The following is a 24,033-nucleotide window of genomic DNA, read 5'->3' as shown; positions in this document are numbered from 1 at the left end:
CTACTTTGCTGAGGCCCCGTGTCCACATTCGCACCTGCTCTCTCCACATCTCGAACGTCAACACGATCGTCCCGGATCCGAATTTTCATCGTGGACGACTCTGTGGTTGTCCGCAGACTGCTGACGAATGCGCTCTCCGCTGAACCGGATTTCGAGATCGTCGGCTCTGCCTCAAGCGCAGAGATCGCGCTCACCAAGCTGCCAACCCTCAAGCCGGATGTAATGACGCTCGACATCATGCTGCCTGGCATGAGCGGGCTGGAGCTGCTGCCCATCGTGCGCCAGCAGTTTCCCCAGATGCATACGCTCATCTTTTCAAGCGCAACAGAAGCACAAGCAGAGACCGCACTCGACGCGCTCATGCATGGGGCTACCGCCTTCCTGCTCAAGCCGAACTCTGATGTCTCGCTCGGCTCGTCCATGGAGTATCTGCAGCGTGAGCTACGCGACAAGATCAAACAGCTTTGCTATCGCCACACAGCTCAACCAGCGTTCGCCCCCATGAAGCCAGCTCCCGCCTTCAGCGCAACAGCAAAGCGCGCAGAGGTCCTCGCCATCGGCGTTTCCACAGGGGGCCCCACTGCTCTGGCAGCGTTGATGGCGAAGCTGCCTCACGCCTTCCCTCTTCCCATCGTGATCGTGCAGCACATGCCACCGGTGTTTACGGAGCTTCTGGCCAAGCGCATCCGTACTGTAACAGGCTTCAATATCGTCGAAGCAACGGAAGGCATGGTTCTCGAACCTGGCAAAGCCATCCTTGCTCCAGGCGACTATCACATGCGGGTTGCGCGGTCGGACACGGACACGGTCATACGCCTCGACCAATCACCGCAGGAGTGCTCCTGCCGTCCGGCTGTCGATGTTCTCTTCCGCTCTGTAGCCGACATTTACGGCGGCGCTGCGATTGCTACCATCCTCACCGGCATGGGACAGGATGGCTTGCGAGGCTCCGAAGTTCTCGTTCGCGCCGGAGCCCATCTCATCGCTCAGGATGAAGCCTCCAGCGTCGTGTGGGGCATGCCCGGAGCCGTCACCAATGCAGGGCTCGCTCACCAGATATTGCCGCTCGATCAAATTGCCGACGCGCTCATGCAACAGGCGCGCAGCGCCATCCACGGAGGTTTCAACCGCTAATGCCAGGCGCCTTTTTCTCCACCGCCACTCATACCGTCTCTGCCGAGAGCTACAGTTTTCTGCAGACATGGATCCAACGTGCTTCGGGCATCGTGATCGACGCGAACAAAAGCTATCTTCTCGAGTCTCGCCTGGGCCCCATCGTCGAACGTGAACACCTCGGCTCCATCGATACCCTCTGCCACAGCCTCCGCGCAGGCAAACCCGGGCTCGCACAAAAGGTCATCGAGGCCATGACCACGCATGAGACCTTGTTTTTCCGCGACCATGCACCCTTTGAAGCCCTGCGTACAAGCATCCTCCCGGCGCTGCTTCGTGAACGTCCTCGCGGACACAAGCTAACGCTCTGGTCCGCAGCAGCCTCCTCTGGGCAAGAGGCTTACTCACTCGCCATGATGCTGCTCGAAATGGGACTCACTCCCGGTGAGGTTTCCATCCTCGCAACAGACCTCTCCGAGAAGGTTCTGGAACGCGCCCGCGCAGGCATCTATGGCAACTTCGAAGTCTCGCGCGGCTTGCCTTCCACCTTGCAGACGCGTTACTTCGAGCGCCATGGCGAAGAGTGGCAACTCCGTCCCAACGTCCGTTCCATGGTTCGTTTCGACACACTCGACCTCCGCAACTCGCTCAGTGGGCGCGGGCCATTCGACGTCATCTTCTGCCGCAACGTGCTCATCTACTTTGACGCAGAGACCAAGCGCGGCATCCTCCGCGAACTTCGTAGCACACTCGCGCGTGGAGGACACCTCTTCCTCGGAACAGCCGAGGCCGTCTCCCTCAGCGATGGATTTCGCCGTGTACAAACCGCTGATGCCATCTCGTACATTGCCGATGAACCCCATAGGCCCTAACGCTCCAAGGGAGAACGAATCAATCATGGAAGTACTTCTCGTCGACGACAGCAAGACCATGCGCATGCTCGTGCAGCGCGCCATTCGCCAGGCTGGTTTCACTGGCCTGACCTTTATCGAAGCTGAAAATGGCATGGATGCCCTGCAAAAGCTCAGCACCCACACGCCGCAACTCATCCTCTCGGATTGGAACATGCCGGAGATGACCGGCATTGATTTCCTGCGGCAGGTCCGCGCCTGCGCAAACGCAACGCCCTTCGGCTTCATCACGTCAGAGGGATCGAAAGAGATCTACGAGACAGCCATGACAGCTGGCGCTCAGTTCCTCATCACGAAGCCGTTCACCCCCGAAGACGTGCAGGAACGTCTTCGTCCTGTGCTCGGAGCAAGAGCATGAACGCTGCAAATCCTTTCGTCTTCAGCAAGCTCTTCACCGACCTCACCGGTCGCAAGGTCAACGTAGTCGCAGCCGATGACATGTGCCAGACGCATTGCCCGAAGGCCTATGGCCTCTTCGATATTGCAGGCTCTGAAGACACCATTCTCATCAAGATGGACCTTGCGCTTCTTGGCTCGCTCGGCGGTGTTCTGGTCGGCATTCCGGAAGCCCTCGTCAAGCAACAGGTCGCACAGCAATCACTCGACGAGATGCTGCGTGACGCCATGCACGAAGTGCTGAACATCACGTCTTCCGTACTGCTTCGCAGCAGACGCGCCGTACTTCGCCGGATGCTCACCGACGCCAACACCGGTGAAGCTCTCTGCTCTGACTTCCTGAACGAACCCCATAGCCAGCGCCGTTTTCATGCGACGATGGCAGGCTATCCGTCCGGCGAACTCTGCGTCTTTACTAAGCTCTGAGCCCCCACAGCGATGTCGCGCAAAGAGAAACGGTGACCATCGCGGTCACCTTTTCTCTTGCTTAGGACAAAGCCCGCACAGCCTTACGCCGAGGCTGTTTCAGCCTGAAACGTACGTACGATATCCATATACTTCCGGGCCTGCTTAGTAATCACTTCGGGCTGTCCGGCGCGAATGGCCTTGACGCTCACCAGGTCCGCACCGATGCCCAGCGCATACGCTCCGGCATCGAGGAACTCTCGCGCAGTAGTCAACGAAACGCCACCCGTTGGGATCAGCTCAATCTGCGGCAGCGGAGCCTTCAGGCTGCGCAGATACGGCGCTCCACCCATGGCGCTTGCAGGGAAAACTTTGATCACATCCGCGCCCGCATTCCAGGCTCTCAACACCTCGGTCGGCGTCAACGCACCTGGCAGTACACCAATGCCGCTCTTGGCGCAGAACTCCACCGTAGCCGCATCGAACGCCGGGCTCACGATGAACTGAGCGCCTTCGCCAACACAAGCCTTCGCTTGCTCAGCGGTCAGCACGGTTCCTGCACCGATCAAAATATCGGGCCGCTCCTTCACCAGTCGCGTGATCAACGCCACCGCTCCGGGAACCGTCATCGTCACTTCGAGCACATCGCAGCCACCGGCTGCAATCGCTTCCGCCAGCGCGTATCCCTGCTCCACCGACTCGGCACGCAGCACCGGCACCAGACCGGTCTTCCGCACATGTGCCAGAACTTCTGCTTTCTTCGCCATCACCTTCTCCTGTTTCTCTACCGAACTGTTCCTGTGGAAACGCCGCTCATCAAGCTCTCCACCTCTGCAAGGCTCGCCATCGAGGCATCACCTGGCGTCGTCATCGACAGCGCACCGTGCGCGACACCGCAATCAAGCGACCACTGAAACTCTTTCCCCTCCATCAGGCCATAGATCAGCCCCGAGGCAAACGAGTCACCACCACCAACGCGGTCCAGAATCTCAAGATCGTCAAAACGCAAGCCTTCATGCGCCTTGCCTTCCGCAAAGCCAAACGCACTCCACGAGTTGTGCGTCGCGGTCCTTGGCTTGCGGATCGTGCTGGCGATCACACGCAGTTCAGTCCACTCTTCGGTGACGCGTGCAGCCATCTCGCCAAAGCTCTCCAGCGTATGCCACACCGGCCCTAGCGACGACTTGCCCATCGCCTTCGCAATATCGCCCTCATGGCCAAACAAAACATCCACCATCGGCATCAGCGAGCGGTTCACGTCAATCGATCCCTGACGGCCCCCACGGCTCTTCCACAACGACGGACGATAGTTGCAATCGAAGCTGACTACCGTCCCATGCTTGCGCGCGGACACCATCGCTTCGCGCACCACCTCCGTGGCGCTCTCACTCAACGAGGCCATCACGCCGCCGGTATGAAACCAGCGAACGCCTTCCCCGCCGAAGATCGCATCCCAATCAATCATGCCGGGCTGCAACTGCGACACAGCAGTGTTCCCGCGATCCATCATGCCCATGCCATGACGCACGCCAAAGCCGCGCTCAAGGAAGTACACCCCGTTACGAGCTTCGCGACCAACACCGTCGAACGGAACCCAGCGCACATGCGAAACATCGACACCGCCCTGCAGCATCAGGTCCTCGACCAGTCGGCCGACAGGATTATCGACAAAGGCAGTTGCGATCGCGGTCTGTTTGCCAAAGCAGCGACGCAGCCCTCGAGCGACGTTGTACTCGCCGCCGCCTTCCCATACGCGGAACGAACGCGCGCCTGCGATCCGTCCTTCGCCAGGATCAAAGCGCAGCATCACTTCGCCCAGCGACAGCAAATCCCAGCGGCACGCAGATGCCGACTTCAAAACAACTCCGGCAGAGTTTCTGTTATCGATCACTTACCGTCTCCATGTCGATTCTTGCACGGCACAATCCTACGCTCAAGAGAGCACATCAGGCAGGGAGGAACTCCCGCACCTGCCTGACATTGGCAAGCAGGCAGGCGCTGCGTGCTAAACTTGGGAGCAAGTGATCAAATAATTTTGGCCTTTTTGCTAAGTTTCTAGAAAAAAAGACCTTATGCCACGGCACCCTTCGCGGTGCCAATTTCTATTTATCGGTACAGGAATCTAATGACCCGTTCGAGCTTTGCGTCCTTGCTTCTCGCTCTTCCTCTTTCCCTTCTCGTCGGTTGCGGCGGAGGCGGTTCAGGCTCAAGCGGAAACAGCACTTCGTCCGGAGAACCACAGATCCTGCTGTCCAGCTCCTCGCTGACCTTTACCGGCGTAGCGATCAACTCCATCAGCGCGGCACAAACGGTGACGGTCAAGAACAGCGGTGACAGCTCCCTCACACTCACCAGCATCGTCCTGAATGACACGACGAACTATGCGCTGACCAATAGCTGCGGCACCACTCTGGCTGCTGGCGCCACCTGCAATCTCTCCGTTGTCTTCCAGCCGAAGTCCACCGCCACGCTGAACTCGACGATCCGCATTACGGACAACTCGCAGAACGTCTCCGGCAACTTCCAGGACATCACGCTCAGCAGCACGAGCACGGCAGCCACAACTCCTGTAGCAACGCTTTCAGCCAGTTCGCTGAGCTTCTCTACGACTGTCGTGAACAACTCTTCTTCGCTGAATCTGACGCTGAGCAATACGGGCACGAGCACCACCCCTCTCACCGTCTCCAGCGTGGCTCTGTCCGGCACCAATAGCAACATGTTCTCCACCACCAACACCTGCACCGCCGGTCTTGCGGCTGCGGGAACCTGCACGATCACAGTCAAATTCACACCAACTGCAGCAGCGACCTACACGGGCACGCTGACGGTCACCGACAACTCCAACGGCGTCAGCGGATCCACACAGACCGTTTCATTGACCGGCACCGGAACCACGACCGCTCCCACCGTGGTTTACAAGCTCTATGAACTTCCAGATCCAGGTGCAGGTCTGCCCGGCGGCGGCATGACAACGGCTCTCTACGCACTCGTAGATAACGCCACATCCACGATCGACATGAGCATGTATGCGCTGCAGGACTCGACGATGCTTTCGAAGATGGTCGCAGCCTGCGGTCGTGGTGTCATCGTCCGCGCCGCGCTCGATGGAAGAAATGAGAAGTCGAATAACGCGAGCGCGTTCTCCACGCTGAATTCGACGACAAACTGTTCTGCCGTCTATGCCAACACGGCTTTTCAGGCCTTCCACGAGAAGTCAATGATCGTCGACAAGTCGACGCTGGTGTTGATGAGCGGCAACTTGCAGTCCCAGTACTACTCCACGACTCGCGACTATTTCATGGTCTTCAACGATGCAGTCGACATTACAGCTGCTGAAGCGACGTTCAACATGGACTTCGCCGCAGGAACTACGGCTTCAGGAACGACGGGCACGAGCGACTTAAGCTATCAGCCTTCCGCGGGCACAGATCTCATCTGGAGCCCCACCACCGCGAAGCAGGCGATGGAAGACATCATTAACAACGCAACCACCACCCTGGTCGTCGAAAACGAAGAGCTGACCTCTACGCCGACATACATCATGAGCGATCTGGAAAGTGCCTGTAATCGTGGCGTAGACGTCAAAATTCTCATTGAGAACGAAGATGGAACCTACACCAAGAACCTCAACATCGTGAAGGCAGGCGGTTGCACCAACAACATTCATGTCTACACAGACTCCAACGGCTTCTACATTCATGCGAAGGCCGTCGTAGCCGACTACGGGTTATCGACGCAAAAGGTCTACATGGGCTCGATCAACTACTCAGACGCCTCGATGACACAGAATCGCGAACTCGGCATGTACGTTACCGATCAGGCAAGCGTGAGCCTGATCTATACAAACTTTATCGCAGACTATAACGGCGCAGCTCAGTTCTAAACGCTGATATCCTTGATTCGTTTGCAATAAAGGAGTTACAGGAACCATGATCCATCTCGAAGGCAAAGTCGCAGTTGTGTTCGGCGTCGCCAACAAGCGCTCCATCGCCTACTCCGTCGCCGAAAAGCTGGCAGCGGCAGGGGCAACACTAGTGCTCAGCTATCAGTCCGAGCGCCTGAAGAAGGAGTCGGAAGAGTTGCTGGCTTCGCTCGGACAGAGCGAAAAGGGGCTGGCCGTGCAGTGTGACGTCTCCGACGACGCACAGATCGACGCAGCCTTTGCCGAGATCGCAGCACGCTTCCCTGTCCTCCACACGCTCGTCCACTCGGTGGCGTTTGCTCCGGCGGACGCCATCAAAAACGACTTCCTGCTCACCAAGCGCGAAGACTTCCGCATCGCCCACGACATCAGCGCCTATTCGCTGATCGCCGTGTCCCGTGCGGCAGCTCCGTTGATGACAGAGGGCGGCTCCATCCTGACGCTCACGTACTACGGTGCGGAAAAGGTCTTCCCGAACTACAACGTGATGGGCGTGGCCAAAGCTGCACTCGAAGCCACCGTTCGCTACCTCGCCGCATCGCTTGGCCCGCAGAACATCCGCGTCAACGCGATCTCGGCTGGCCCCATCAAGACCCTGGCCGCGCGCGGCATCGGCGACTTCTCGACCATCCTCGACGCCGTAACCCAGCGCGCTCCTCTTCACCGCAACGTGGAGCAGGCAGAAGTCGGCAACACAGCCCTCTTCCTCACCAGCGACCTTGCCAGCGGCATTACTGGCGAAGTGACCTTCGTCGACTGCGGCTTCAACATCACGGGAATCTAACCAGATTCCAGCACAAGAAACGGCCACCACAGCAATCTGTGGTGGCCGTTTTCTCGTTCAGCGTAAGCCTAACGCCCTTCGCTATGTAGCTGCTGTTCACGAGCTTCAATGCGTTTACAGGCCGCTTCGTCGAGCTGTTTCAGCAGCTCCAGCAACTTTGCCGGCTCGAAGCTCACAAGCTGATGATCGGCGGCCTCGCACACTCGATCGTGGCCGGTAATAGCGATGACCGTCAATGTGGGCTTGATCGCCTTGAGCTTCTGCACCAGTTCATCGCAGTGAATGTCATCAACGGCAGCGTCGATAACGGCGCCAGCGCAGCCCGGAAAGCATGCAAGGGTCTCGACCGCTTCCGCAGCGCTATAGGCGGTAATGACGTTGAACTTGGCCGTTTCAATAACGAGTTTGCGCGTTGAGATACTTCCGGAGTACTCGCGGTCCACGACGAGATAGCAGGGGCGAATCATGCGTTCATCCTTTCACATCCGCTCATCTGGCGTATTCTGCCCTCACGATGAAACGATTTGCCGCTGCCCTCCTCGCTGCCGCTCTTCCTCTTGCTGCACAGCAGCCTTCCACCATCCTGCACGCAGCCCATCTGCTCGACGTAGCCAGCGGCAAGCTCGTTTCTCCCGGCGAAATCCTCATCACCGGCGAACGCATCACTGAGGTCGGCTCGCACGTCACTCACCCGGCAACCGCTCGAGTCCTCGACCTGGGCAACGTCACACTTATGCCCGGCCTCATCGACGCCCACACCCACCTCTTCCTGCATCCCGGCAATGAAGGCCTGCAGACAGTCGAGGAATCCATCCCGCAGCGCACTCTGACGGCTGCAGCCGCCGCGAAAGCCGACCTGCTCGCAGGCTTCACCGCCGAGCGAGACATGGGAACGGAAGGCGCCAAGTGCGCCGACGTCGCCGTCCGTAACGCGATCAACAAGGGCGAGATTCCCGGCCCACGCATGCGCGTCTCCTGCAACGCTATCGACATCCTCGGCGGCCACGAAGACGCCATCGGCTTCAACCCCGAGCAGCACGTCCTGTCCAACGCCGACATCGTCAACAACACGGCAGAGCTCATCGCCACCATGCGCGAGCAGCACAAGGAAGGCTCCGACTTCTTCAAAATCTACGAAACCGGCCACGATCACGTAGACGGCAACAAGATCACCTCCGCGTTCCAGTTCACCGAACCCGAACTCGCCGCTGCCGTCGCGGAGGCCCATCGCCTCGGCACGGTGGTCGCCGTCCACTGCACCACCGACCCCGGTGCCGAGTTCGCCGTCGCAGCCGGCGTTGCCTCAGTCGACCACGCCTACCAGATCAGCGAAGCCACCATGAAGGAGATGCGCGCCCGCAACATCTACGCCGTCCCGACCTTCACCATCGCAGAGTACTTCGCCGATCACGCGGAAACCCCGGAACTCGCTGCCCGCCGTAAGCAATCTCTCGCCATCCACGTCGCCGAGTTCAAGAAGCAAATGGTCCTCGGAGTTCCCTTTGCCGTAGGCTCAGACGTCGGCCCTTTCCCCCACGGAACCCAGGCACGCGAGTACGAGTTGATGGTGCAGTACGGCATGAAACCTGCCGACGTCCTCCGGGCAGGCCTGATCAACGGAGCAAAGCTGCTCAACTGGGCCGACGCCATCGGCCAGCTCAAGCCGGGCTTCTTCGCCGACATTATCGCCGTACCGGGCGACCCGCTGGCGGATATCAGCGTCCTTACAAAACCAGAATTTGTGATGAAAAACGGAAAGATTTTCCTGGACGCACCCGCTCATCGGCGACAAACCATGAACTAACCGAGATGAAAAGGCCGGCTAAGCGCCGGCCTTTTCACTGAGTTCTGCCCATCGTTCATACACCGCGTCGTGCTCGGTCTGCGCAGCTTCCAACTCCGCCAACGCAGCCGTCAACTTTGTCGCGTCCGTGGCTACGACGGGATCTTCCATCGTCTCGCGTGCTGCGTCCAGTCGAGCATCCGCAGCCTCAACCTTCGCTTCAATACCGTCAAACTCGCGCTGCTCCATGTACGAAAGCTTCTTCTTCGACGACGAGTTCGACGACTTGCCCGCAGCTTCCTTCGGCAGATCTCCGCTCTGCGTGCCGGTCAGCAGGCCACTGCGTTCCTTCCACTCTTCCCACTGCATGTAGTCCGCGAAGACCTGCGCCTTGCCCTTGCCATCCAGCCCTAACACGGTGTTCGCCACGCGATCGAGCAGGTAGCGATCATGCGTCACCAGCACCAGCGCGCCCTTGAACTCCAGCAACGACTCTTCCAGAATCTCCAGGGTTGGGATATCCAGATCGTTCGTCGGTTCGTCCAGTACCAGAACATCAGCCGGAACGAGCATCAATCTCGCCAGCAGCACACGCGCGCGCTCACCACCGCTCAACCGTGCCACGGGCTGGTTCAACTGCTCGCCGGTAAAGAGGAACTTTGCCGCATAGCTTGCCACATGAACCACCGCGCCCTGGTACACCACACCATCAGAGTCCGGAGCCAGCGCCCGGCGCAGCGTCAGCGACTCATCGATCTCGCGACGCTGTGAGAAGTAAACGACGCGCAGATTCGCCGCACGCTTTACCGTGCCAGCATTCACCTCAAGTTCGCCGGTCATCGCACGCAGAATCGTCGTCTTGCCCGATCCGTTCGGTCCGACGAGTCCCAGCTTCATGCCGTTCGACAAGCCAAAGGAAAGCCCTTCGACGATCTTCTTGTTCCCCAGCGTGATCGCCACGCCCTCGAACTCCACCAGACGCTTCGTCTGGCGGTCTGTAGCGTCGAACGCGATGCCTGCGCTGGACGTACGCGTGCGCGAGTCCACCTCAGCCAGCTTGCCGATCAGCTCATGCGCGTTGTCGATGCGGGCCTTGGCCTTCGTCGCACGAGCCTTCGGCCCACGCCGCAGCCACTCAATCTCGGTCTTCACGCGGTTGCGCAGACCTTCCTGCATCTTCGACTGAGCTTCCATGTACTGCTCGCGGCCTTCAAGAAACTTCGAGTAACCGCCACGCACCCGCAGCAGGCCTTCGGCATACACGCGGCTCAGTTCGATGATGTCCTTCGCGACGTTCTCCAGAAAGTAACGATCATGCGAGATAACGACCACAGCCATATTGGTCGACTTCAGCACACCTTCCAGCCACTCAATGCCTTCCAGGTCGAGATGGTTTGTCGGCTCATCGAGCAGCATCACATCCGGCCCCACGGCCATCGCTTCCACAATCGCAAGCCGCTTGCGCCAGCCGCCGCTCAGCGTCGACGCATCTGCGCTGAACTCGTCAAAGCCCGCGCGGCCCAGGGTCTCGCGCAGCCGCTGCTCGCGCTCTTCAGAGGGCACATCAGCCTCAGCCAGTGCGCGCTCCACCACCTGACGAACGCTCTTCCCCGCCGGATACTCCGAGATCTGGCGCACATAGGCCACGCGCGCACGCTTGCGGCGCGAAACATCGCCCTTGTCCGGCTCCATCTCTCCACCGAGAACGGCCAGCAACGTGGACTTGCCCGCACCATTCGGTCCGATCAAGCCAATGCGGTCCCCGTCCGAGACGGTAAACGACACATCGGAAAACAGGGGCGTGGCCCCAAACTTCTTACTTACACTCTGAGCGCTCAAAATCGGTGGCATACCACTCCAGTGTACCGGCCAAATTTTCTACAATCAGAAACATGCCAACGCCGAAGACACGTTGCCGCTGGGCTGAATCCAGCGACCTGATGCGCGAGTACCACGACGAAGAGTGGGGAGTACCCATGCGCGACGCCCGCGACCTATGGGAATTGCTCATGCTCGAAGGCTTTCAGGCCGGACTTTCCTGGAGCGTTGTGCTCAACAAACGCGAGGCTTTCCAAGCCGCATTTCATCAATTTTCCCCGCAAAAGGTCGCTCGCATGGGCGAGCCCGACATCCTGCGCCTGCTCGACGATCCACGCATTATTCGCTCACGAGCCAAGATCGTCGCCACCATCAGCGCGGCAAAAATCTTCCTCGAAATGCAGAACTCTGGAGAAGATTTTTCCGCCTGGCTCTGGAGCTTCGTTGCAGGCAAACCTATCCAGAATCAGGTCGGGCAAACCATCTCTCCCGAGTCCGAGGCGATGTCCAAGGCCCTGAAAAAACGTGGCTTCAAGTTCGTCGGCCCAACCATTGTGTACGCCTTCATGCAGGCCGCCGGCATGGTCAACGACCACACCGAAGCCTGCTTCCGGCGCACAGCCTGTGCGAAACTTGCCAGCCGGAAAGCGTCAAAATAGCGAACGTGGCTTCTGATCTTCGCGTCGGCATCGACTTCGGCACAACCAACAGCGCCATCGCTTACACCCAGGGCGATGGCAGCGTCGCGCTCGTTCCTTTCGGCAATGGCGAGCTGACCTCGCGCTCCGTTTTGCTTGCCTTGCAGCAGCGCAGCCTTCCCGGCCGTCCGGTCAGCATCTTCACCGGCAATGAAGCGATCGAGCAGTACCTCGCCACCGGCAGCGACCCCGACCTTGAAGACGCTCGCCGCTTTATCCAGTCGCTGAAGTCGCATCTCTCCGCGCGCAGCCTCACGGGAACCGAAATCTTCGGCCGCCAGTACCGCTTCGAAGACCTTATTGCCAAAATCCTCAGCGACCTCCGTCAACAGGCCAGCGATTCGCTCGGCGCCGAGATCACCAGCGCCGTCGTCGGACGCCCGGTAGAGTTCGTCGGGGCCAACAGCGACTCCGACAACAGCTTTGCCGAAGAGCGCCTCCGCGCAGCCCTGCTGCTCGCGGGCTTTCAGAACGTCGACTTCGCCATGGAACCCGTCGCTGCGGCCTTTGCCGCAGAACAAAACGCCCCGCAGGATGGCCTGCTACTCATCGGCGACTTCGGCGGCGGCACCACTGACTTTTCCCTGCTCCGCATCCGCGAAGGCCAGCCCGAAGTACTCGGCTCCACCGGCCTTGGCCTCGCCGGCGACGCCTTCGACGCCCGCATCGTCCGCTACCTCATCGCTCCAGCGCTGGGCTCAGAGTCACTCACCCGCGAGCTCGGCAAAGAGCTTCCTGCTCTTCCCGCCTGGGTCTACGCAAACCTCGAACGCTGGCATACGCTCTCCTTCCTGAAGACGCATGCCGTCACGAACCTGCTACGCAACACCCAGCGCCGCGCGCTGGAGCCCGAAAAGATCGCTGCGCTATCCGCGGTCATCGGCCACGACCTCGGCTTCCAACTCCATCGCTCCGTGCGCCGTTTGAAGGTCGCGCTCACGACCCAAGCCGAAGCAGAGTTTGTGCTCGACACCGATGCCGTGCAGCTTCGCGAACCAGTCGCCAGAGCCACCTTCGAAGGCTGGATCGCCCCGGAGTTGGAGCGCATGGCCGCTACGCTCGACGAGCTCTTCACCAAAACGACCATCGCCCCAGAGTCTGTGGACCGCGTCTTCCTCACCGGCGGAACCTCGCTCGTTCCCGCCGTCCGCCGCATTTTCACCTCACGCTTCGGCGAATCGCGCGTACAGTCCGGCGGCGAGTTGACCTCCGTGGCTCAGGGACTTGCGCTGCTCGCAGCCAGGTAAGCGTTTACGCATTCTGCAAACGCGTAAACGCCGCCAGATCGTGCATCAGCATCGGTTTTGCGAAGATCCAGCCTTGCGCGTACTGCACCCCGGCTTCGCGCAGAATGTCGCGCTGCTCCTTCGTTTCCACGCCTTCCGCGACGATCTTCAAACCCAGTGAATGCGCCAGTCCAATAATGTGGAACGCGACCTGACTGGTCGGTTCATTCTTGCCCAGCGCGTCCACAAACATCTTGTCGATCTTCAAGAAATCCAGATCGTATGTCCCCAGGTACGAAAGACTGGAGTTGCCCGTACCGAAGTCATCGATGCCAACCCGGAAGCCTTTAGCCCTCACCGAAACCAGCGTCTCCGTCACCTTCTCTGGAAACAGCAAGCCGCGCTCCGTGGCTTCAATCACGATGTTGTTGGACGCCCCAACATCGTGGATCAGCCTTTGCAGGCGGTCCTCAATCTCCTTCGAATGAAGATCATCCGGGGAGAAGTTGATCGCAATGTGCATCTCCGGATGATCACGAATAAGCTGCGCAGCATCGGTCGCCACCATCTCCATCACCTGCGCCGTCACCTGTTCGATCAGTCCATGCTGCTCCGCAACCGGGATGAAGACCAAAGGGCTCACCATGCTGCCATCACGGCGCTTCCAACGAATCAGAGCCTCCGCCCCCACACATCTGCCCGCACTCAAATCCATCACCGGTTGGTACTGCAGGAAGAATTCGCGGTCACGCAGAGCTGCCTTGATCTGAAACCGCAAGGAGAGCAACTCTCGTGCAACCGTCCAGATCATCACGAGCAGCAGTGCGGCCACTGCCAAAGCGACAGGCAGATAACGCCAGAACGCCTGCCAGGCAAAGCGATGAACTTCGTTCACAGACATAGCCGCAAACATCACCAGACCAGACGACTTTTCAAAACGCGCTACGACCAGCTTCCCGCTGTCAACAAACGATTCCTGCCCTGCTAACGTTCTCGTCAGCCATGTCTCGCTATATGGCCCCCGTGCGCGCTTCAACCTGCCGTCCGCAGTCATCTGCACCAGGGACATACCCTTCACAGCTAAGGGGACATCCACAATCAACTCCGGCACCGTAATCGCAACATTCTCCTGCCCGGGTTCTCCAATCAAGTTGAACTTCTGCCTCGGAATACCTGGCAAAGCTTTCTGGTCCCAGCTACGGAAGCCAGACGGGCGAACCTCAGACGGAAGCCCCAGAGGAACCGGCACCCCGCCTCCCGTGAGGGACGAACACAGCATCGTGTCCCCCTTCACATATCCCAGACCACCGAGATAATCCTTCACCGCAGCGACAAGCCGCATTCGCTCCAGGTTCCCCGCCGAGCAGGGTGCACCACCCGGATTACTCTGCAGGTCTTCCAGCGCCGAGGCAATCTGTTCCCTCGTCTCTGCGGATCGCCGGGCCATTTCATCCGTGACGCCGTTTAACGTCGCAACGGCATCAAGCTTCCCCCGCTGAACGGCCCGATAGACACAAAGAGCCAACGGTAGAACAAGAGCAAGGACAGACAGCAAGATCGAATTACGAAAGATAGCTTTATTACGCATCGTGTACCGTCCGCCCCAAATTGGGAATCGGAGTATAGCCTTCAGGCGACACATTGAGCACGGCAAAATTTAGGCGAAAACGGCAGGTATCTCTCCGCACACGAGCGGAGTACGCATCGGGAGCTCTCACACCTTGGCAAACTGGTAAACTTACAGGTGCTATGCCTCCCACCTTTCGCCGTAAATCCGTGACCGTCAACATTGGCGGAGTCCGCGTCGGTTCCGACGCCCCCGTCGTCGTGCAGTCGATGACCAATACCGACACCGCCGACATCGAAAGCACCGTACAACAGGTTGCAGCTCTGGCCCGTGCCGGTTCTGAGATCGTCCGCATCACGGTGAACAACGAGGAGGCCGCACAGGCCGTCCCGCACATCGTGGAAGGCCTCCGTGCCAAGGGTTGGGAAACGCCCATCGTCGGCGACTTCCACTACAACGGCCACATCCTGCTCCGCAAGTTCCCCGACTGCGCCCGCGCGCTCTCAAAGTACCGCATCAACCCCGGCAACGTCTCGATTGGCCGCAAGGACGATGACAACTTCCGCACCATGGTGGAGTGCGCCGTCGAGTACCAGAAGCCTGTACGTATCGGCGTCAACTGGGGCTCGCTCGACCAGGCTCTGCTCACCAAGATGATGGATGCGAACTCGAAGTCCGCAACTCCGCGCGACACCCGCGACGTCATGATGGAAGCCATGGTCGTCTCCGCACTCGACAACGCAGCCGCGGCAGAACGCTACGGCCTCCGTCGCGATCAGATCATCCTCTCGGCGAAGGTCTCCAACGTCCGCGATCTGATCGACGTCAACACTGAGCTCGCCAGCCGTACAGACCACGCCATCCACCTCGGCCTTACCGAAGCAGGCATGGGCATGAAGGGCATCGTCACCTCGACCGCCGGTCTTTCGCCCCTGCTGCTCGCAGGCATCGGCGACACCATCCGCGTCTCGCTGACGCCGGAACCCGGCGCTCCCCGCACCGAGGAAGTCCGCTGCGCACAGCAGATTCTGCAATCGCTTGCGATCCGCAGCTTCATGCCGCAGGTCACAAGCTGCCCCGGTTGCGGCCGCACCACCTCGACCTACTTCCAGGAACTCGCGCTTCGCATTCAGAACTACCTGACCGAATCGATGCCCGAATGGAAGAAGCTCTACCCCGGCGTCGAAGAGATGAAGCTCGCAGTCATGGGTTGCATCGTCAACGGCCCCGGCGAGTCGAAGCACGCCAACATCGGCATCTCACTGCCCGGCACCTTCGAAGAGCCCAAGGCCCCGGTCTACATCGACGGCAAGCTCGCGATGACGCTCAAGGGCGACCACATCGTCGAAGAGTTCCAGGTCATCCTCGATGAGTACGTCCAGAAGCGCTACGGCAACCAGCTTGTCGAAGTCTAAGCAAGCCTATGTAAAGCGAAGGGGCCTCCAACCGGAGGCCCCTTCGCTTTGCTCGCATCACAAATCCTTCGGCATTGAGGCGTAGCTCCTACCGTCGCGGCTTCTTCATCCCATCCACCCATCGCCGTAAACCCGAAGGCTTCTCCCGCCGCACACGATCGTGCATCTCCGCAGCCTCCCTTGCCCAGCGAAACGGGCTGTTCTGCGCGCGCAGATCGCTCAACGGATAGAACGTACCGCGCCACACCACGCCACTACGCACAACCGTTACAGCCATCGAGCGCAACATCGCCCACATCATAGCCAACGCACCCAGCGGATAGCTCCACCCATACTTCGCATCGATGCGGCTCAGCGGCGCGAGTACCTGGTACGTCGAAGCTATCGCTGCCATAACGAGCAGACTCGGCAGCAGCGTAGGCCACCAGAAAAGCCCCGCAATCGGCGCCAGGAAGAAGAGCCCGATCCACGCGCAGCCAAATAGCAGCAGGGTCGGCCGAAAGTTCACGCCGGAGAAGAGGTTTTTCGTCATCACCTTCACCACGCCGCTCATGCCACTAGCCCAATGCACCAGCACTAGCGTCGGCGCAAACGCCATTCGCTGCCGCATTCCCGCCGCTTTGAAACGTCGTCCAACCGTAATATCTTCCAGCACCACCATGCGCTGTGGCAGCCATCCGCCCAGCTCTTCAAACGACGTTCGCCGCATCAGGTTGAACGCGCCAACGCCTGCTACATCGCGGCTCGATCGTGGATCAGCCACCATCCACGGCCGCACGGCCCACATGCCCAGCACCTGGAACAACCCCAGCACAACACCCTCGCCCCAGCCCTTCAGCATGGGCGTAGGAAGCACTACCAGGTGGTCGGCCTGCGAAGCCTCCGCATATGCGAGCGCACGCCACAGAATCGACGGCGAAAAGAGGATGTCGGCGTCCGTACACAGCACGTACTCCACGTCCCGGCAGTACTGCATTCCGACCTCGAGCGCCCATGTCTTGCCAAGCCACCCCTCGGGCAACTCCGTAATGTGGACAGCGACGAAACGCTGCGGCCAGCGCTCTGCAAACTCATCGGCAATCGCGCCGGTGGCGTCAGTCGAGCGATCATCCACCACCACCACGCGCAGATACGGGTACTCCTGCATCCGCAGCGACTCCAGCGTCGCTCGCAGATTTTCGCCCTCATCCTTGGCGGGAACAATCACAGCAAGGCTCGGCTGCAGCGCCGGTCCAATCTCCCAGTCAGGAGTCGTCAGATCCGCGACCTCACCGATATGCCAGATAATATTGGCCGCACGATGCACCCAGGCCGCAGCAATAACACCGTCCACCGCAAGCAGCACATTACGCGTCGTATCTGACAGGTGAAACCAGTTCAAGCCGTAGCCTCAACCGTGTGGCTGAGCTTCGGAGCATACCGTGCACCCAGTCCGAAGATCACCGCTCCTACCACCATCGATATCAGCGTTATACCCAGCCCCAGCCGCAGGTTCGAACGCTGGCTCACCGCGCCGATCACCCACGACGACGGCATATCGCCAAACACATGCAGCACAAACAACTGTCCTGCCATCGCCGCGGAACGCAGGTTTGCCGGCACAGCATTCAACGTCGCCGCGTTGATCGGCCCTGTGCCCAGTGAGATGAAGAACAACGAGACGCCCAACATCGGCAGCGTCCAGCCCTTCGGCCCGAAGAAGCACAGGAGAGCGAACGGAACAGTCAGAATCGCGCTCAGAGCCGGAACCCAGTAAAGAGCCTTGCCCGTCTTCTTCGACCACCATCCGGCCACCGCTCCGCCAGCCAGAGTTCCGCTCAGGCCGCACACAACAGTAATCGTGCCCATAATCGTGCCTGCAGCCCCAATATCGCGGCCATCAAAACGCTGCAGGAAGCTCGGCATCCAGAACGAGATGCCGCCGATCGCAAACGTCACCGCCGCGTAGCCAAGAATCGCGCAAAGGTACGCTGGATTCTTCACCAGCGACAACGCACTTCCCTTGTCTACCGAGTGCGACTCAGCGACCGCCACACGCTTCGGTTCCCGCAGGAAGAACAGGATCAGCAGCGCCATAATGACGCCCGGAACGGCGCTGGCAATGAACGCCATGCGCCAGCCATGCGTCTCTGCAATATTGCCGCCCGCCAGAAACCCGAGCGCCGACCCTGCAAAAATTGCCACATTGAAAATTGTCAGCGCACCGTTGCGACGATCTTCCGCAAAGTAGTCCGCAATCAGCGCAGGCGCGAAGATGCCAAAGCAGGCCTCCCCCACGCCCAGCGCCATGTGCCGAACGTTCAGCTCCCAGAAACCGTGCACGTGTGCGGTCAAAAAGTTCATGCCCGCAATCGCCAGCGCGCACACCACAATCATCGGCTTACGCGGGAATCGGTCCCCCAGCCAACCTGTGATCGGCGAAGCGCAGACATAGGCCACGAAGAAGAAGAACGTCAGTGAGCCGATGCGCTCATCCGTCAGGTGAAACTCGTTCTTCACCTGTTCCTGCACCGCCGGCAGAATGTAGCGGTCGAGGTAGTTGACGAAGTTCATGGCGGTCAACAGCGCGAGAGCAACCACCGCACCTTTGGCCGTACCTGTTTTGGGCTTCTCCGTAGTCATCGCGTCGAGCATACCAGCTTGGATGCTGAACGCTCATCAAACTACAGGGGACATCGCCCATTCACGAAAGCAGAGCGTAGCAAAAAGCTAAGCGATCACGTCCGGCAGATACAGAGCAACAACCTTGTCTGCAGAGACCAACCGAAGACCTTCCACCTGTGCCTGCGCGACGATCAAGCGATCGAAAGGGTCGCGATGGTGCCAGGGCATCTGCTCCACCACAGTCAGATGTGAAGGAAGAACCGGCAGAATCGTGGTTTCAGCCTGTTCGAGAAACTGCGTCAGATCAGAGATGCTCTTCCCTGAGAGATTAAGCTTTCCGAGAGAAATCTTGATCGCAATCTCCCACAAAGAAGCAATACTGATAAATATTTCATTTTCCCGGTCAGCCAGCAGGGCTCGAATTCTGGCGGGCAACTCAGGACTATCTTCCATCGACCACAGAAGATAATGCGTATCGAGGATGAGCCTCATGCTTTCGGGAGGCGCTCGTGCTGCGAGACGGCCCCATAGAACATCTCTTCAAGCAATGTTGCTGTAGCCTCAGAGTTCCAGTCCGCCGCGAAGTGAATCTTCCCTTTCATGCCACCAAGCAGTGAAACTTTTTCAGGCCGACCTGCTTCAGGACGCAGGAGCATCAGCTTCGCGGACGGCTTATCGCCTCGCTCAATCTCGACATCGTCGCCACGATCCATCGCATCCAGCAACTCGGTCAGATGCTTCTCCGCAAACTGTGCGCTTACTCGCATGGCCACATCCTACCCCAACGGCGAACTCCAGACGACGCTAAAATCAGCTTCCATCTGCGCTGGAAAACGAAAGGCCCCCAGTAGAACGCTAGACGGCCTTAACGATTCACACCTACCGCTTCGCGTCTGTCTCAGTGCGCGGGTAGTACGCCGTCACAATTGTCGAAATACCACCACGCGGGCGGAAGTCGCCAACGATCTCGCACCACACCGGATCAGTAGCCTTCACCACGTCGTTCAGCACCTGGTTCGCAATGTTCTCCTGGAAGATGCCCAGGTTGCGATACACGAACAAATACTCCTTCAGCGACTTCAACTCCATGCACTTCTCGCGCGGCATGTAACGGATCGTCAGACGGCCAAAGTCAGGCAGGCTCGTCTTCGGGCACACGCTCGTGAACTCGGGGTCATCGATCAAAATCTCGTAAGAAGGAAACTGGTTGCGCCACGTCTCAATGGGCGGAAAGTTGACGTCAAGGCCAGCCTTGGCATGGTCATCGGTGTAGCCGGTCGTGTAGGTGCTCTGTTCGTCTGCCATCGTTCTATTCTCTCAAAAAATGCGAAGAGCGCAGCCGAAGCCGCGCCCGGTTCGCTTCGAAAACACGTTAGTCGCGACGGCCAAGCGTCGGACGATCGTCGCCGCTGCTGCTCTGGGTCGTCGAGTTCGGATCATTGTTGCTTCCGCCCACACGACGCAGCGTCGGTTTACCGGGCTTGTCCTTCGAACCCAGCCCACGCTTGTTCTGGATACGCGCCAACCGCGCCTTCACCACATCAAACTCGCTGGTCGTCACCAGATAATCCGGTCGAGCCGGAAGCAGAGTGGCAATCTCATCCTCAACGTTGTCGATACGGTCCGGCGTCGCCGGATGATCGCTGAACGCCTTCGAAAGCGCGCCCGGCTTGTGCTTTTCCAGCGCATCGAGCTTCTCGAAGATCGTCACCATGCCCTGCGGATCGTAACCCGCCTTATACGCGTACTGCACGCCAAGGAAGTCCGCCTCCGCTTCGTACTCACGCGAAAACTTCAGAAACGTCAGCGGAATCGCAAGCTGCGAGGCCTCGTAGATGCCGTAGCCCGTCCACGTTCCCTGCGTAAAGATCATCAGCGGAATCGAGCCGATCTGCATGTAGTTGGCCTTCGTCATCTGCCGTGCCGCGTGGTGCGCAGCCACGTGCGCGATTTCATGCGCCATCACGCCAGCAAGCTCATCTTCCGAATCACACGCCAGAATCAGGCCGCTGTTCACATAAAAGAATCCGCCCGGCAACGCCATCGCGTTGATCTCGTCGGTGTCCAGCACCTTGATCGTGAACGGCACCTTCGAGTCGGAGTTCTTCACAATATTCTGGCCAACGCGATTGATGTACTCCACGATTACCGGATCCGTAATCAGGTGCGAGCTCTTCTCAATCTCCATCGAGTACTGCTTGCCGACGCCAATCTCCCAGTTCGTCGAGTACCAGTTGCCCATACCGCGGCCGCCGATATTACGGCGGCCAACAGCGTCAACGTCTTCCTCGCTGCCCTTCTTGATGTTCGGATCGAGCGCCTCACCCGGCGAAGCAATCTCCTCCGGCTTGCGCGGAGCCGTAACCTTCGCCTCGTCCTTCTTCTTGCTGTCCTTGGTGTCGGTTTTCTTGGCGTCCGTTTTTTTATCGTCCGCAGGCTTCTTGCTGTCCGGCGTCTGCGATGCAGTCGCCACGGGTTCCGTCGACGTCTGTGCAGGAGTAGACGACGCAGGCGTCGCTGTCGGGGTCTGCGCCATGGCGGCGCCAGTACCAAGCAAAAGAATGGAAGCCAGAGAAAGTGCGCGCATGGTGGGGTCCCTGTAGGCGTTAGCCGCTTCAGCATTGCGGGCGCGGCTCGCCTTACTATCTTAGACGGCTCGCTCGATCTTTCGGGTTCAGCGCGCATCCAATCCCTGTCATGAACTCCCCTGCAGCCATCGCCGCCATGCTCGGACATCCGCCAGCCGATCCCCGCACCATCGTTGTGATCGGCCTCTCCGACAACCCGGCCAAGGCGTCTCACTCCGTCTCCGCCTACATGCAGGCGCACGGATACCGCATCTTCCCCGTCAACCCGGCGCTTCTGGACATAAACCCCGCAGCTACCGTACTTGGCGAACAAGTCTACGCCTCGCTGACGGATCTCCCGCTGAAACCGGATGTCGTCAACGTCTTCCGTCTACCGAAGTTTATTCCCGCCATCGTGGACGAAATGATAGCCCTCAACCTGCCCAGCCTCTGGGTACAACTGGGCCTCCTGCACACCGAATCTGCCGAACGCGCTGAAGCGGCCGGCATCCAGGTCGTCATGGATCGCTGCATCCTGATCGAACACCGCCGCCTCAGCCTCTGAAATCCGCTCGCCCGACCATACAATGTCCAAGATGACCTCCCGCGCCCGCCGCCTGCTGCTCAGCTCGTTCGTACTGTTTGCCGCGCTCTTTGCGAGCACCGCAGCCACCGCTCGCGGCCAGATTCAGGAGGTCGGCGACGGTACCGCCGGACCGTTCAAAGCCGAGCATCTCACCGCCGAAATCGTCACACTCAGCCCGCAGGTCGCTGCCGGAGGCCACGTTACCGTCGGTCTGCTGCTGACGCTCGAAGAGCACTGGCACGTCTACTGGATCAACGCAGGCGACTCCGGCGAACCGCCAAAGATTACGTGGACGCTTCCCAAAGGCATCGTCGCCGGGCCCATGCAGTTTCCGCCGCCGCAGCGCCTTCCGCTCGGGCCGTTCATGGACTACGGCTACGAAGACCAGGTCGCCTTCCCCATCGAGATCACAGCAGCCAAGAGCCTGAAGCCGGGCAAACTCCACCTCGACGCCAAGGTGACGTGGATCGTCTGCTCGGACCGCTGCATCCCCGGCAAAGCACACCTCGGGCTCGACCTGAACGTCGTCAAGGGTCCACTACCCGCATCGCCTGTCGTCGGAGCCCTCGGCCAGGCCATCGGTTGGCTGCCCAAGCCCCTTCCCGCAGAGCAAAAGCTCGTCGCCATCGCCGACGGAAAGACCATTGCCCTCACCCTTACCGGGGCCGAGAAGCAGGCCGACGCCGAGTTCTACCCCTTTGACAAAGACGTCATCGCCAACGCTGCCGACCAGATCGTCGAGCCACTCAACGACGGCGTGCGCCTGCGCCTCGAACGCGCACAGGACCCCGACCACGCCGATCAGTCTGCGGCTCTTCCCAAATCGCTCCACGGCCTGCTGAAGCTCGGCAAAGACGACGATGCCGTCGCCTACGAAGTCGACCTGCCTGTGCCGACCGGAGTCGTGCCGCCACTCTCGCCCACAGGCAAAAAAGCATTGCCCGCCAACGTGAAGCCCGCCACGGCAGAGATCACCGTCTTCTCCGCCCTGGCTCTCGCCTTCCTCGGCGGCATCATCCTCAACCTGATGCCCTGCGTCTTCCCTGTGCTCTTCCTCAAGGGGCTCGCACTGGTGAACTCCGGCAACGAAGAACGCTCGCGCCAGCGGATGCACGGCCTCGTCTACACCGGCGGCATCCTCATCTCGTTCTGGATCATCGTCGGCTCGCTGCTCGCACTGCGCGCCGGTGGGCAGCAACTCGGCTGGGGCTTCCAACTGCAATCGCCGGGCTTCGTCGCCATCCTCGCACTCATCATGTTCTTCCTCGCGCTTTCGCTGGCAGGACAGTTCGAGCTGGGCCTCTCTCTCACCTCCGCAGGCAACGACCTCACCCGCAAACAGGGCTTCGCAGGCAGCTTCTTCACCGGCATGCTCGCCGTCGTGGCCGCCACCCCTTGCATGGGTCCGCTGATGGGCGCAGCCGTCGGCTTCGCGCTCGCACAGCCCTCGTGGGTCACCTTCCTGGTCTTCACCTCGCTGGCCCTGGGACTGGCGCTGCCCTACCTCATCCTCAGCCTCAACCCACAGTGGACCAGCATCCTGCCCCGCCCGGGCGCGTGGATGGAGCTCCTCAAGCAGCTCACCGCCGTGCCTCTCTTCGCGACCGCCATCTGGCTGACGTGGGTCTACGGCAAGCTCTACTCCGCGGGCAACAACGGCATCGACCGTATCGCAGTGCTGCTGGGAGCGTTTCTCCTGCTTGCCATCGCAGGCTGGGCGCTCGGTCGCTGGCCTGCAAAGTGGGGATCAGCTATCACCGCGCTGATCTTCATCGCGCTGGCCATCATCCTGCCACTGCGCAAGCCCAAAGCCGAAGCTCTTACCTGGAAGCCCTGGTCGCCTGAAGCTCTCGCCGCCGCCCGCGCCACCGGCCACCCGGTCTTCGTGGACTACACCGCCGCCTGGTGCCTGAGCTGCCAGGTGAACGAACGCGTCGTGCTGCAGAACAAAGAGATCGTCTCCAAACTCGGCGACGCACACGTTGAATTGCTGAAGGCCGACTGGACAAACTACGATCCTGCGATCACGCAGTCACTCGCCGACGTCAACCGCTCCGGCGTGCCGACCTACGTCATCTTCCCTCCCGGCCAGAAGTCCAACGCCGACGTTCTGCCGGAGATTTTGACCAAGGACATCGTCTCCCAGGCTCTCGAACGCGACGTAACCAAGCCCTAAGAAAGATAGTGGGAGGGGTTAGGGTTGCAGGCTCTCCCTAGACCCTGGCCCCTTCACCCTAT

23 protein-coding genes are annotated in these 24,033 nt (G+C 59.8%); 12 read left to right on the top strand and 11 right to left on the bottom strand.

Annotated elements, in window-relative coordinates:
• The first annotated feature begins 18 nt into the window (after positions 1-18).
• From cheB to PW792_06475, 4 genes are read left to right on the top strand one after another with little or no spacing between them, the layout of a single operon-like run.
• Positions 19-1,134, top strand: coding sequence for a chemotaxis-specific protein-glutamate methyltransferase CheB (gene cheB, locus PW792_06490; GenBank protein MDE1161581.1), 1,116 nt, complete (start codon positions 19-21; stop codon positions 1,132-1,134).
• On the top strand, positions 1,134-1,985 hold the full coding sequence (locus tag PW792_06485) for a protein-glutamate O-methyltransferase CheR (protein MDE1161580.1): 852 nt from the start codon (positions 1,134-1,136) through the stop codon (positions 1,983-1,985). The genes cheB and PW792_06485 overlap by 1 nt, the downstream gene beginning before the upstream one ends.
• Positions 1,986-2,010: 25 nt before the next feature.
• A complete protein-coding gene (locus PW792_06480) occupies positions 2,011-2,382 on the top strand; it encodes a response regulator (GenBank protein ID MDE1161579.1) in 372 nt (123 codons plus the stop codon).
• Positions 2,379-2,846 carry a hypothetical protein gene (locus PW792_06475; protein ID MDE1161578.1) on the top strand — a complete coding sequence of 156 codons (468 nt, stop codon included), beginning with the start codon at positions 2,379-2,381 and terminating at the stop codon, positions 2,844-2,846. Before PW792_06480 ends, PW792_06475 begins: the two co-directional genes overlap by 4 nt.
• An 83-nt stretch (positions 2,847-2,929) precedes the next feature.
• Here the strand turns inward: PW792_06475 and PW792_06470 are convergent, their stop codons facing one another.
• On the bottom strand, positions 2,930-3,592 hold the full coding sequence (locus PW792_06470; GenBank protein MDE1161577.1) for a bifunctional 4-hydroxy-2-oxoglutarate aldolase/2-dehydro-3-deoxy-phosphogluconate aldolase: 663 nt from the start codon (positions 3,590-3,592) through the stop codon (positions 2,930-2,932).
• A 17-nt stretch (positions 3,593-3,609) separates the two neighbouring features.
• Entirely contained in the window at positions 3,610-4,716 is a 1,107-nt protein-coding gene (locus PW792_06465; GenBank protein MDE1161576.1) for a sugar kinase, read from the bottom strand.
• 234 nt (positions 4,717-4,950) lie between these two features.
• Here PW792_06465 and PW792_06460 point away from each other — a divergent pair, with 234 nt between their 5' ends.
• A complete protein-coding gene (locus tag PW792_06460) occupies positions 4,951-6,708 on the top strand; it encodes a choice-of-anchor D domain-containing protein (GenBank protein ID MDE1161575.1) in 1,758 nt (585 codons plus the stop codon).
• 46 nt (positions 6,709-6,754) lie between these two features.
• Entirely contained in the window at positions 6,755-7,531 is a 777-nt protein-coding gene (locus PW792_06455; GenBank protein MDE1161574.1) for an enoyl-ACP reductase, read from the top strand.
• 68 nt (positions 7,532-7,599) lie between these two features.
• On the opposite strand, the gene PW792_06450 is transcribed toward PW792_06455, so the two are convergent.
• Positions 7,600-7,998, bottom strand: coding sequence for a response regulator (locus tag PW792_06450; protein ID MDE1161573.1), 399 nt, complete (start codon positions 7,996-7,998; stop codon positions 7,600-7,602).
• A 47-nt stretch (positions 7,999-8,045) separates the two neighbouring features.
• Here PW792_06450 and PW792_06445 point away from each other — a divergent pair, with 47 nt between their 5' ends.
• Positions 8,046-9,335: an amidohydrolase family protein gene (locus PW792_06445; GenBank protein MDE1161572.1), complete on the top strand. Its 1,290-nt coding sequence runs from the start codon at positions 8,046-8,048 to the stop codon at positions 9,333-9,335.
• Between the two features lie 18 nt (positions 9,336-9,353).
• Here PW792_06445 and PW792_06440 read toward each other — a convergent pair whose 3' ends face one another.
• On the bottom strand, positions 9,354-11,165 hold the full coding sequence (locus PW792_06440) for an ABC-F family ATP-binding cassette domain-containing protein (GenBank protein ID MDE1161571.1): 1,812 nt from the start codon (positions 11,163-11,165) through the stop codon (positions 9,354-9,356).
• Between the two features lie 41 nt (positions 11,166-11,206).
• On the opposite strand from PW792_06440, the gene PW792_06435 reads away from it, so the two are divergent.
• Both PW792_06435 and PW792_06430 read left to right on the top strand, forming a co-directional pair.
• The gene (locus PW792_06435; GenBank protein MDE1161570.1) at positions 11,207-11,791 is read left to right on the top strand and encodes a DNA-3-methyladenine glycosylase I; all 585 of its coding nucleotides are present in this window, start codon (positions 11,207-11,209) and stop codon (positions 11,789-11,791) included.
• Positions 11,792-11,796: 5 nt separating this feature from the next.
• Positions 11,797-13,077: an Hsp70 family protein gene (locus tag PW792_06430; GenBank protein ID MDE1161569.1), complete on the top strand. Its 1,281-nt coding sequence runs from the start codon at positions 11,797-11,799 to the stop codon at positions 13,075-13,077.
• A 4-nt stretch (positions 13,078-13,081) separates the two neighbouring features.
• On the opposite strand, the gene PW792_06425 is transcribed toward PW792_06430, so the two are convergent.
• Positions 13,082-14,503, bottom strand: a complete 1,422-nt coding sequence (locus PW792_06425) for an EAL domain-containing protein (protein ID MDE1161568.1) — start codon at positions 14,501-14,503, stop codon at positions 13,082-13,084.
• Between the two features lie 302 nt (positions 14,504-14,805).
• Between PW792_06425 and ispG the strand changes: the two genes are divergently transcribed.
• Positions 14,806-16,038: a flavodoxin-dependent (E)-4-hydroxy-3-methylbut-2-enyl-diphosphate synthase gene (gene ispG / locus PW792_06420; protein ID MDE1161567.1), complete on the top strand. Its 1,233-nt coding sequence runs from the start codon at positions 14,806-14,808 to the stop codon at positions 16,036-16,038.
• Positions 16,039-16,126: 88 nt separating this feature from the next.
• Here ispG and PW792_06415 read toward each other — a convergent pair whose 3' ends face one another.
• The 6 genes from PW792_06415 to PW792_06390 all read right to left on the bottom strand — a co-directional run bounded on the left by PW792_06415 (position 16,127) and on the right by PW792_06390 (position 21,229).
• On the bottom strand, positions 16,127-17,419 hold the full coding sequence (locus tag PW792_06415) for a glycosyltransferase family 2 protein (protein ID MDE1161566.1): 1,293 nt from the start codon (positions 17,417-17,419) through the stop codon (positions 16,127-16,129).
• Positions 17,416-18,672 (bottom strand): MFS transporter, encoded by a 1,257-nt coding sequence (locus PW792_06410; protein ID MDE1161565.1) that lies wholly within the window; start codon positions 18,670-18,672, stop codon positions 17,416-17,418. The genes PW792_06415 and PW792_06410 overlap by 4 nt, the downstream gene beginning before the upstream one ends.
• A 75-nt stretch (positions 18,673-18,747) precedes the next feature.
• Complete coding sequence (locus PW792_06405) at positions 18,748-19,134, bottom strand: type II toxin-antitoxin system VapC family toxin (GenBank protein MDE1161564.1); 387 nt, start codon at positions 19,132-19,134, stop codon at positions 18,748-18,750.
• Positions 19,131-19,409, bottom strand: coding sequence for a hypothetical protein (locus PW792_06400; protein ID MDE1161563.1), 279 nt, complete (start codon positions 19,407-19,409; stop codon positions 19,131-19,133). Before PW792_06400 ends, PW792_06405 begins: the two co-directional genes overlap by 4 nt.
• Positions 19,410-19,521: 112 nt before the next feature.
• Positions 19,522-19,947 carry a preQ(1) synthase gene (queF, locus tag PW792_06395; GenBank protein ID MDE1161562.1) on the bottom strand — a complete coding sequence of 142 codons (426 nt, stop codon included), beginning with the start codon at positions 19,945-19,947 and terminating at the stop codon, positions 19,522-19,524.
• A 67-nt stretch (positions 19,948-20,014) separates the two neighbouring features.
• On the bottom strand, positions 20,015-21,229 hold the full coding sequence (locus PW792_06390; GenBank protein ID MDE1161561.1) for a M48 family metallopeptidase: 1,215 nt from the start codon (positions 21,227-21,229) through the stop codon (positions 20,015-20,017).
• 110 nt (positions 21,230-21,339) lie between these two features.
• Here PW792_06390 and PW792_06385 point away from each other — a divergent pair, with 110 nt between their 5' ends.
• Positions 21,340-21,774, top strand: coding sequence for a CoA-binding protein (locus PW792_06385; GenBank protein MDE1161560.1), 435 nt, complete (start codon positions 21,340-21,342; stop codon positions 21,772-21,774).
• 22 nt (positions 21,775-21,796) lie between these two features.
• Positions 21,797-23,971 (top strand): protein-disulfide reductase DsbD family protein, encoded by a 2,175-nt coding sequence (locus PW792_06380; GenBank protein MDE1161559.1) that lies wholly within the window; start codon positions 21,797-21,799, stop codon positions 23,969-23,971.
• Positions 23,972-24,033: the final 62 nt, after the last annotated feature.

Source organism: Acidobacteriaceae bacterium (assembly GCA_028283655.1).
GTDB lineage: Bacteria > Acidobacteriota > Terriglobia > Terriglobales > Acidobacteriaceae > Granulicella.
Note: the sequence above shows the minus strand (reverse complement) of the source record. Positions and strands in the feature narration are given on the sequence as shown.

Coding starts and splice junctions, on each gene's coding strand:
- PW792_06485 (MDE1161580.1), top strand. CDS start 1,134: ATGCCAGGCGCCTTTTTCTCCACCGCCACTCATACCGTCTCTGCCGAG.
- PW792_06480 (MDE1161579.1), top strand. CDS start 2,011: ATGGAAGTACTTCTCGTCGACGACAGCAAGACCATGCGCATGCTCGTG.
- PW792_06475 (MDE1161578.1), top strand. CDS start 2,379: ATGAACGCTGCAAATCCTTTCGTCTTCAGCAAGCTCTTCACCGACCTC.
- PW792_06470 (MDE1161577.1), bottom strand. CDS start 3,592: ATGGCGAAGAAAGCAGAAGTTCTGGCACATGTGCGGAAGACCGGTCTG.
- PW792_06460 (MDE1161575.1), top strand. CDS start 4,951: ATGACCCGTTCGAGCTTTGCGTCCTTGCTTCTCGCTCTTCCTCTTTCC.
- PW792_06455 (MDE1161574.1), top strand. CDS start 6,755: ATGATCCATCTCGAAGGCAAAGTCGCAGTTGTGTTCGGCGTCGCCAAC.
- PW792_06450 (MDE1161573.1), bottom strand. CDS start 7,998: ATGATTCGCCCCTGCTATCTCGTCGTGGACCGCGAGTACTCCGGAAGT.
- PW792_06445 (MDE1161572.1), top strand. CDS start 8,046: ATGAAACGATTTGCCGCTGCCCTCCTCGCTGCCGCTCTTCCTCTTGCT.
- PW792_06440 (MDE1161571.1), bottom strand. CDS start 11,165: ATGCCACCGATTTTGAGCGCTCAGAGTGTAAGTAAGAAGTTTGGGGCC.
- PW792_06435 (MDE1161570.1), top strand. CDS start 11,207: ATGCCAACGCCGAAGACACGTTGCCGCTGGGCTGAATCCAGCGACCTG.
- PW792_06425 (MDE1161568.1), bottom strand. CDS start 14,503: ATGGCCCGGCGATCCGCAGAGACGAGGGAACAGATTGCCTCGGCGCTG.
- ispG (MDE1161567.1), top strand. CDS start 14,806: ATGCCTCCCACCTTTCGCCGTAAATCCGTGACCGTCAACATTGGCGGA.
- PW792_06410 (MDE1161565.1), bottom strand. CDS start 18,672: ATGCTCGACGCGATGACTACGGAGAAGCCCAAAACAGGTACGGCCAAA.
- PW792_06405 (MDE1161564.1), bottom strand. CDS start 19,134: ATGAGGCTCATCCTCGATACGCATTATCTTCTGTGGTCGATGGAAGAT.
- PW792_06400 (MDE1161563.1), bottom strand. CDS start 19,409: ATGCGAGTAAGCGCACAGTTTGCGGAGAAGCATCTGACCGAGTTGCTG.
- queF (MDE1161562.1), bottom strand. CDS start 19,947: ATGGCAGACGAACAGAGCACCTACACGACCGGCTACACCGATGACCAT.
- PW792_06390 (MDE1161561.1), bottom strand. CDS start 21,229: ATGCGCGCACTTTCTCTGGCTTCCATTCTTTTGCTTGGTACTGGCGCC.
- PW792_06385 (MDE1161560.1), top strand. CDS start 21,340: ATGAACTCCCCTGCAGCCATCGCCGCCATGCTCGGACATCCGCCAGCC.
- PW792_06380 (MDE1161559.1), top strand. CDS start 21,797: ATGTCCAAGATGACCTCCCGCGCCCGCCGCCTGCTGCTCAGCTCGTTC.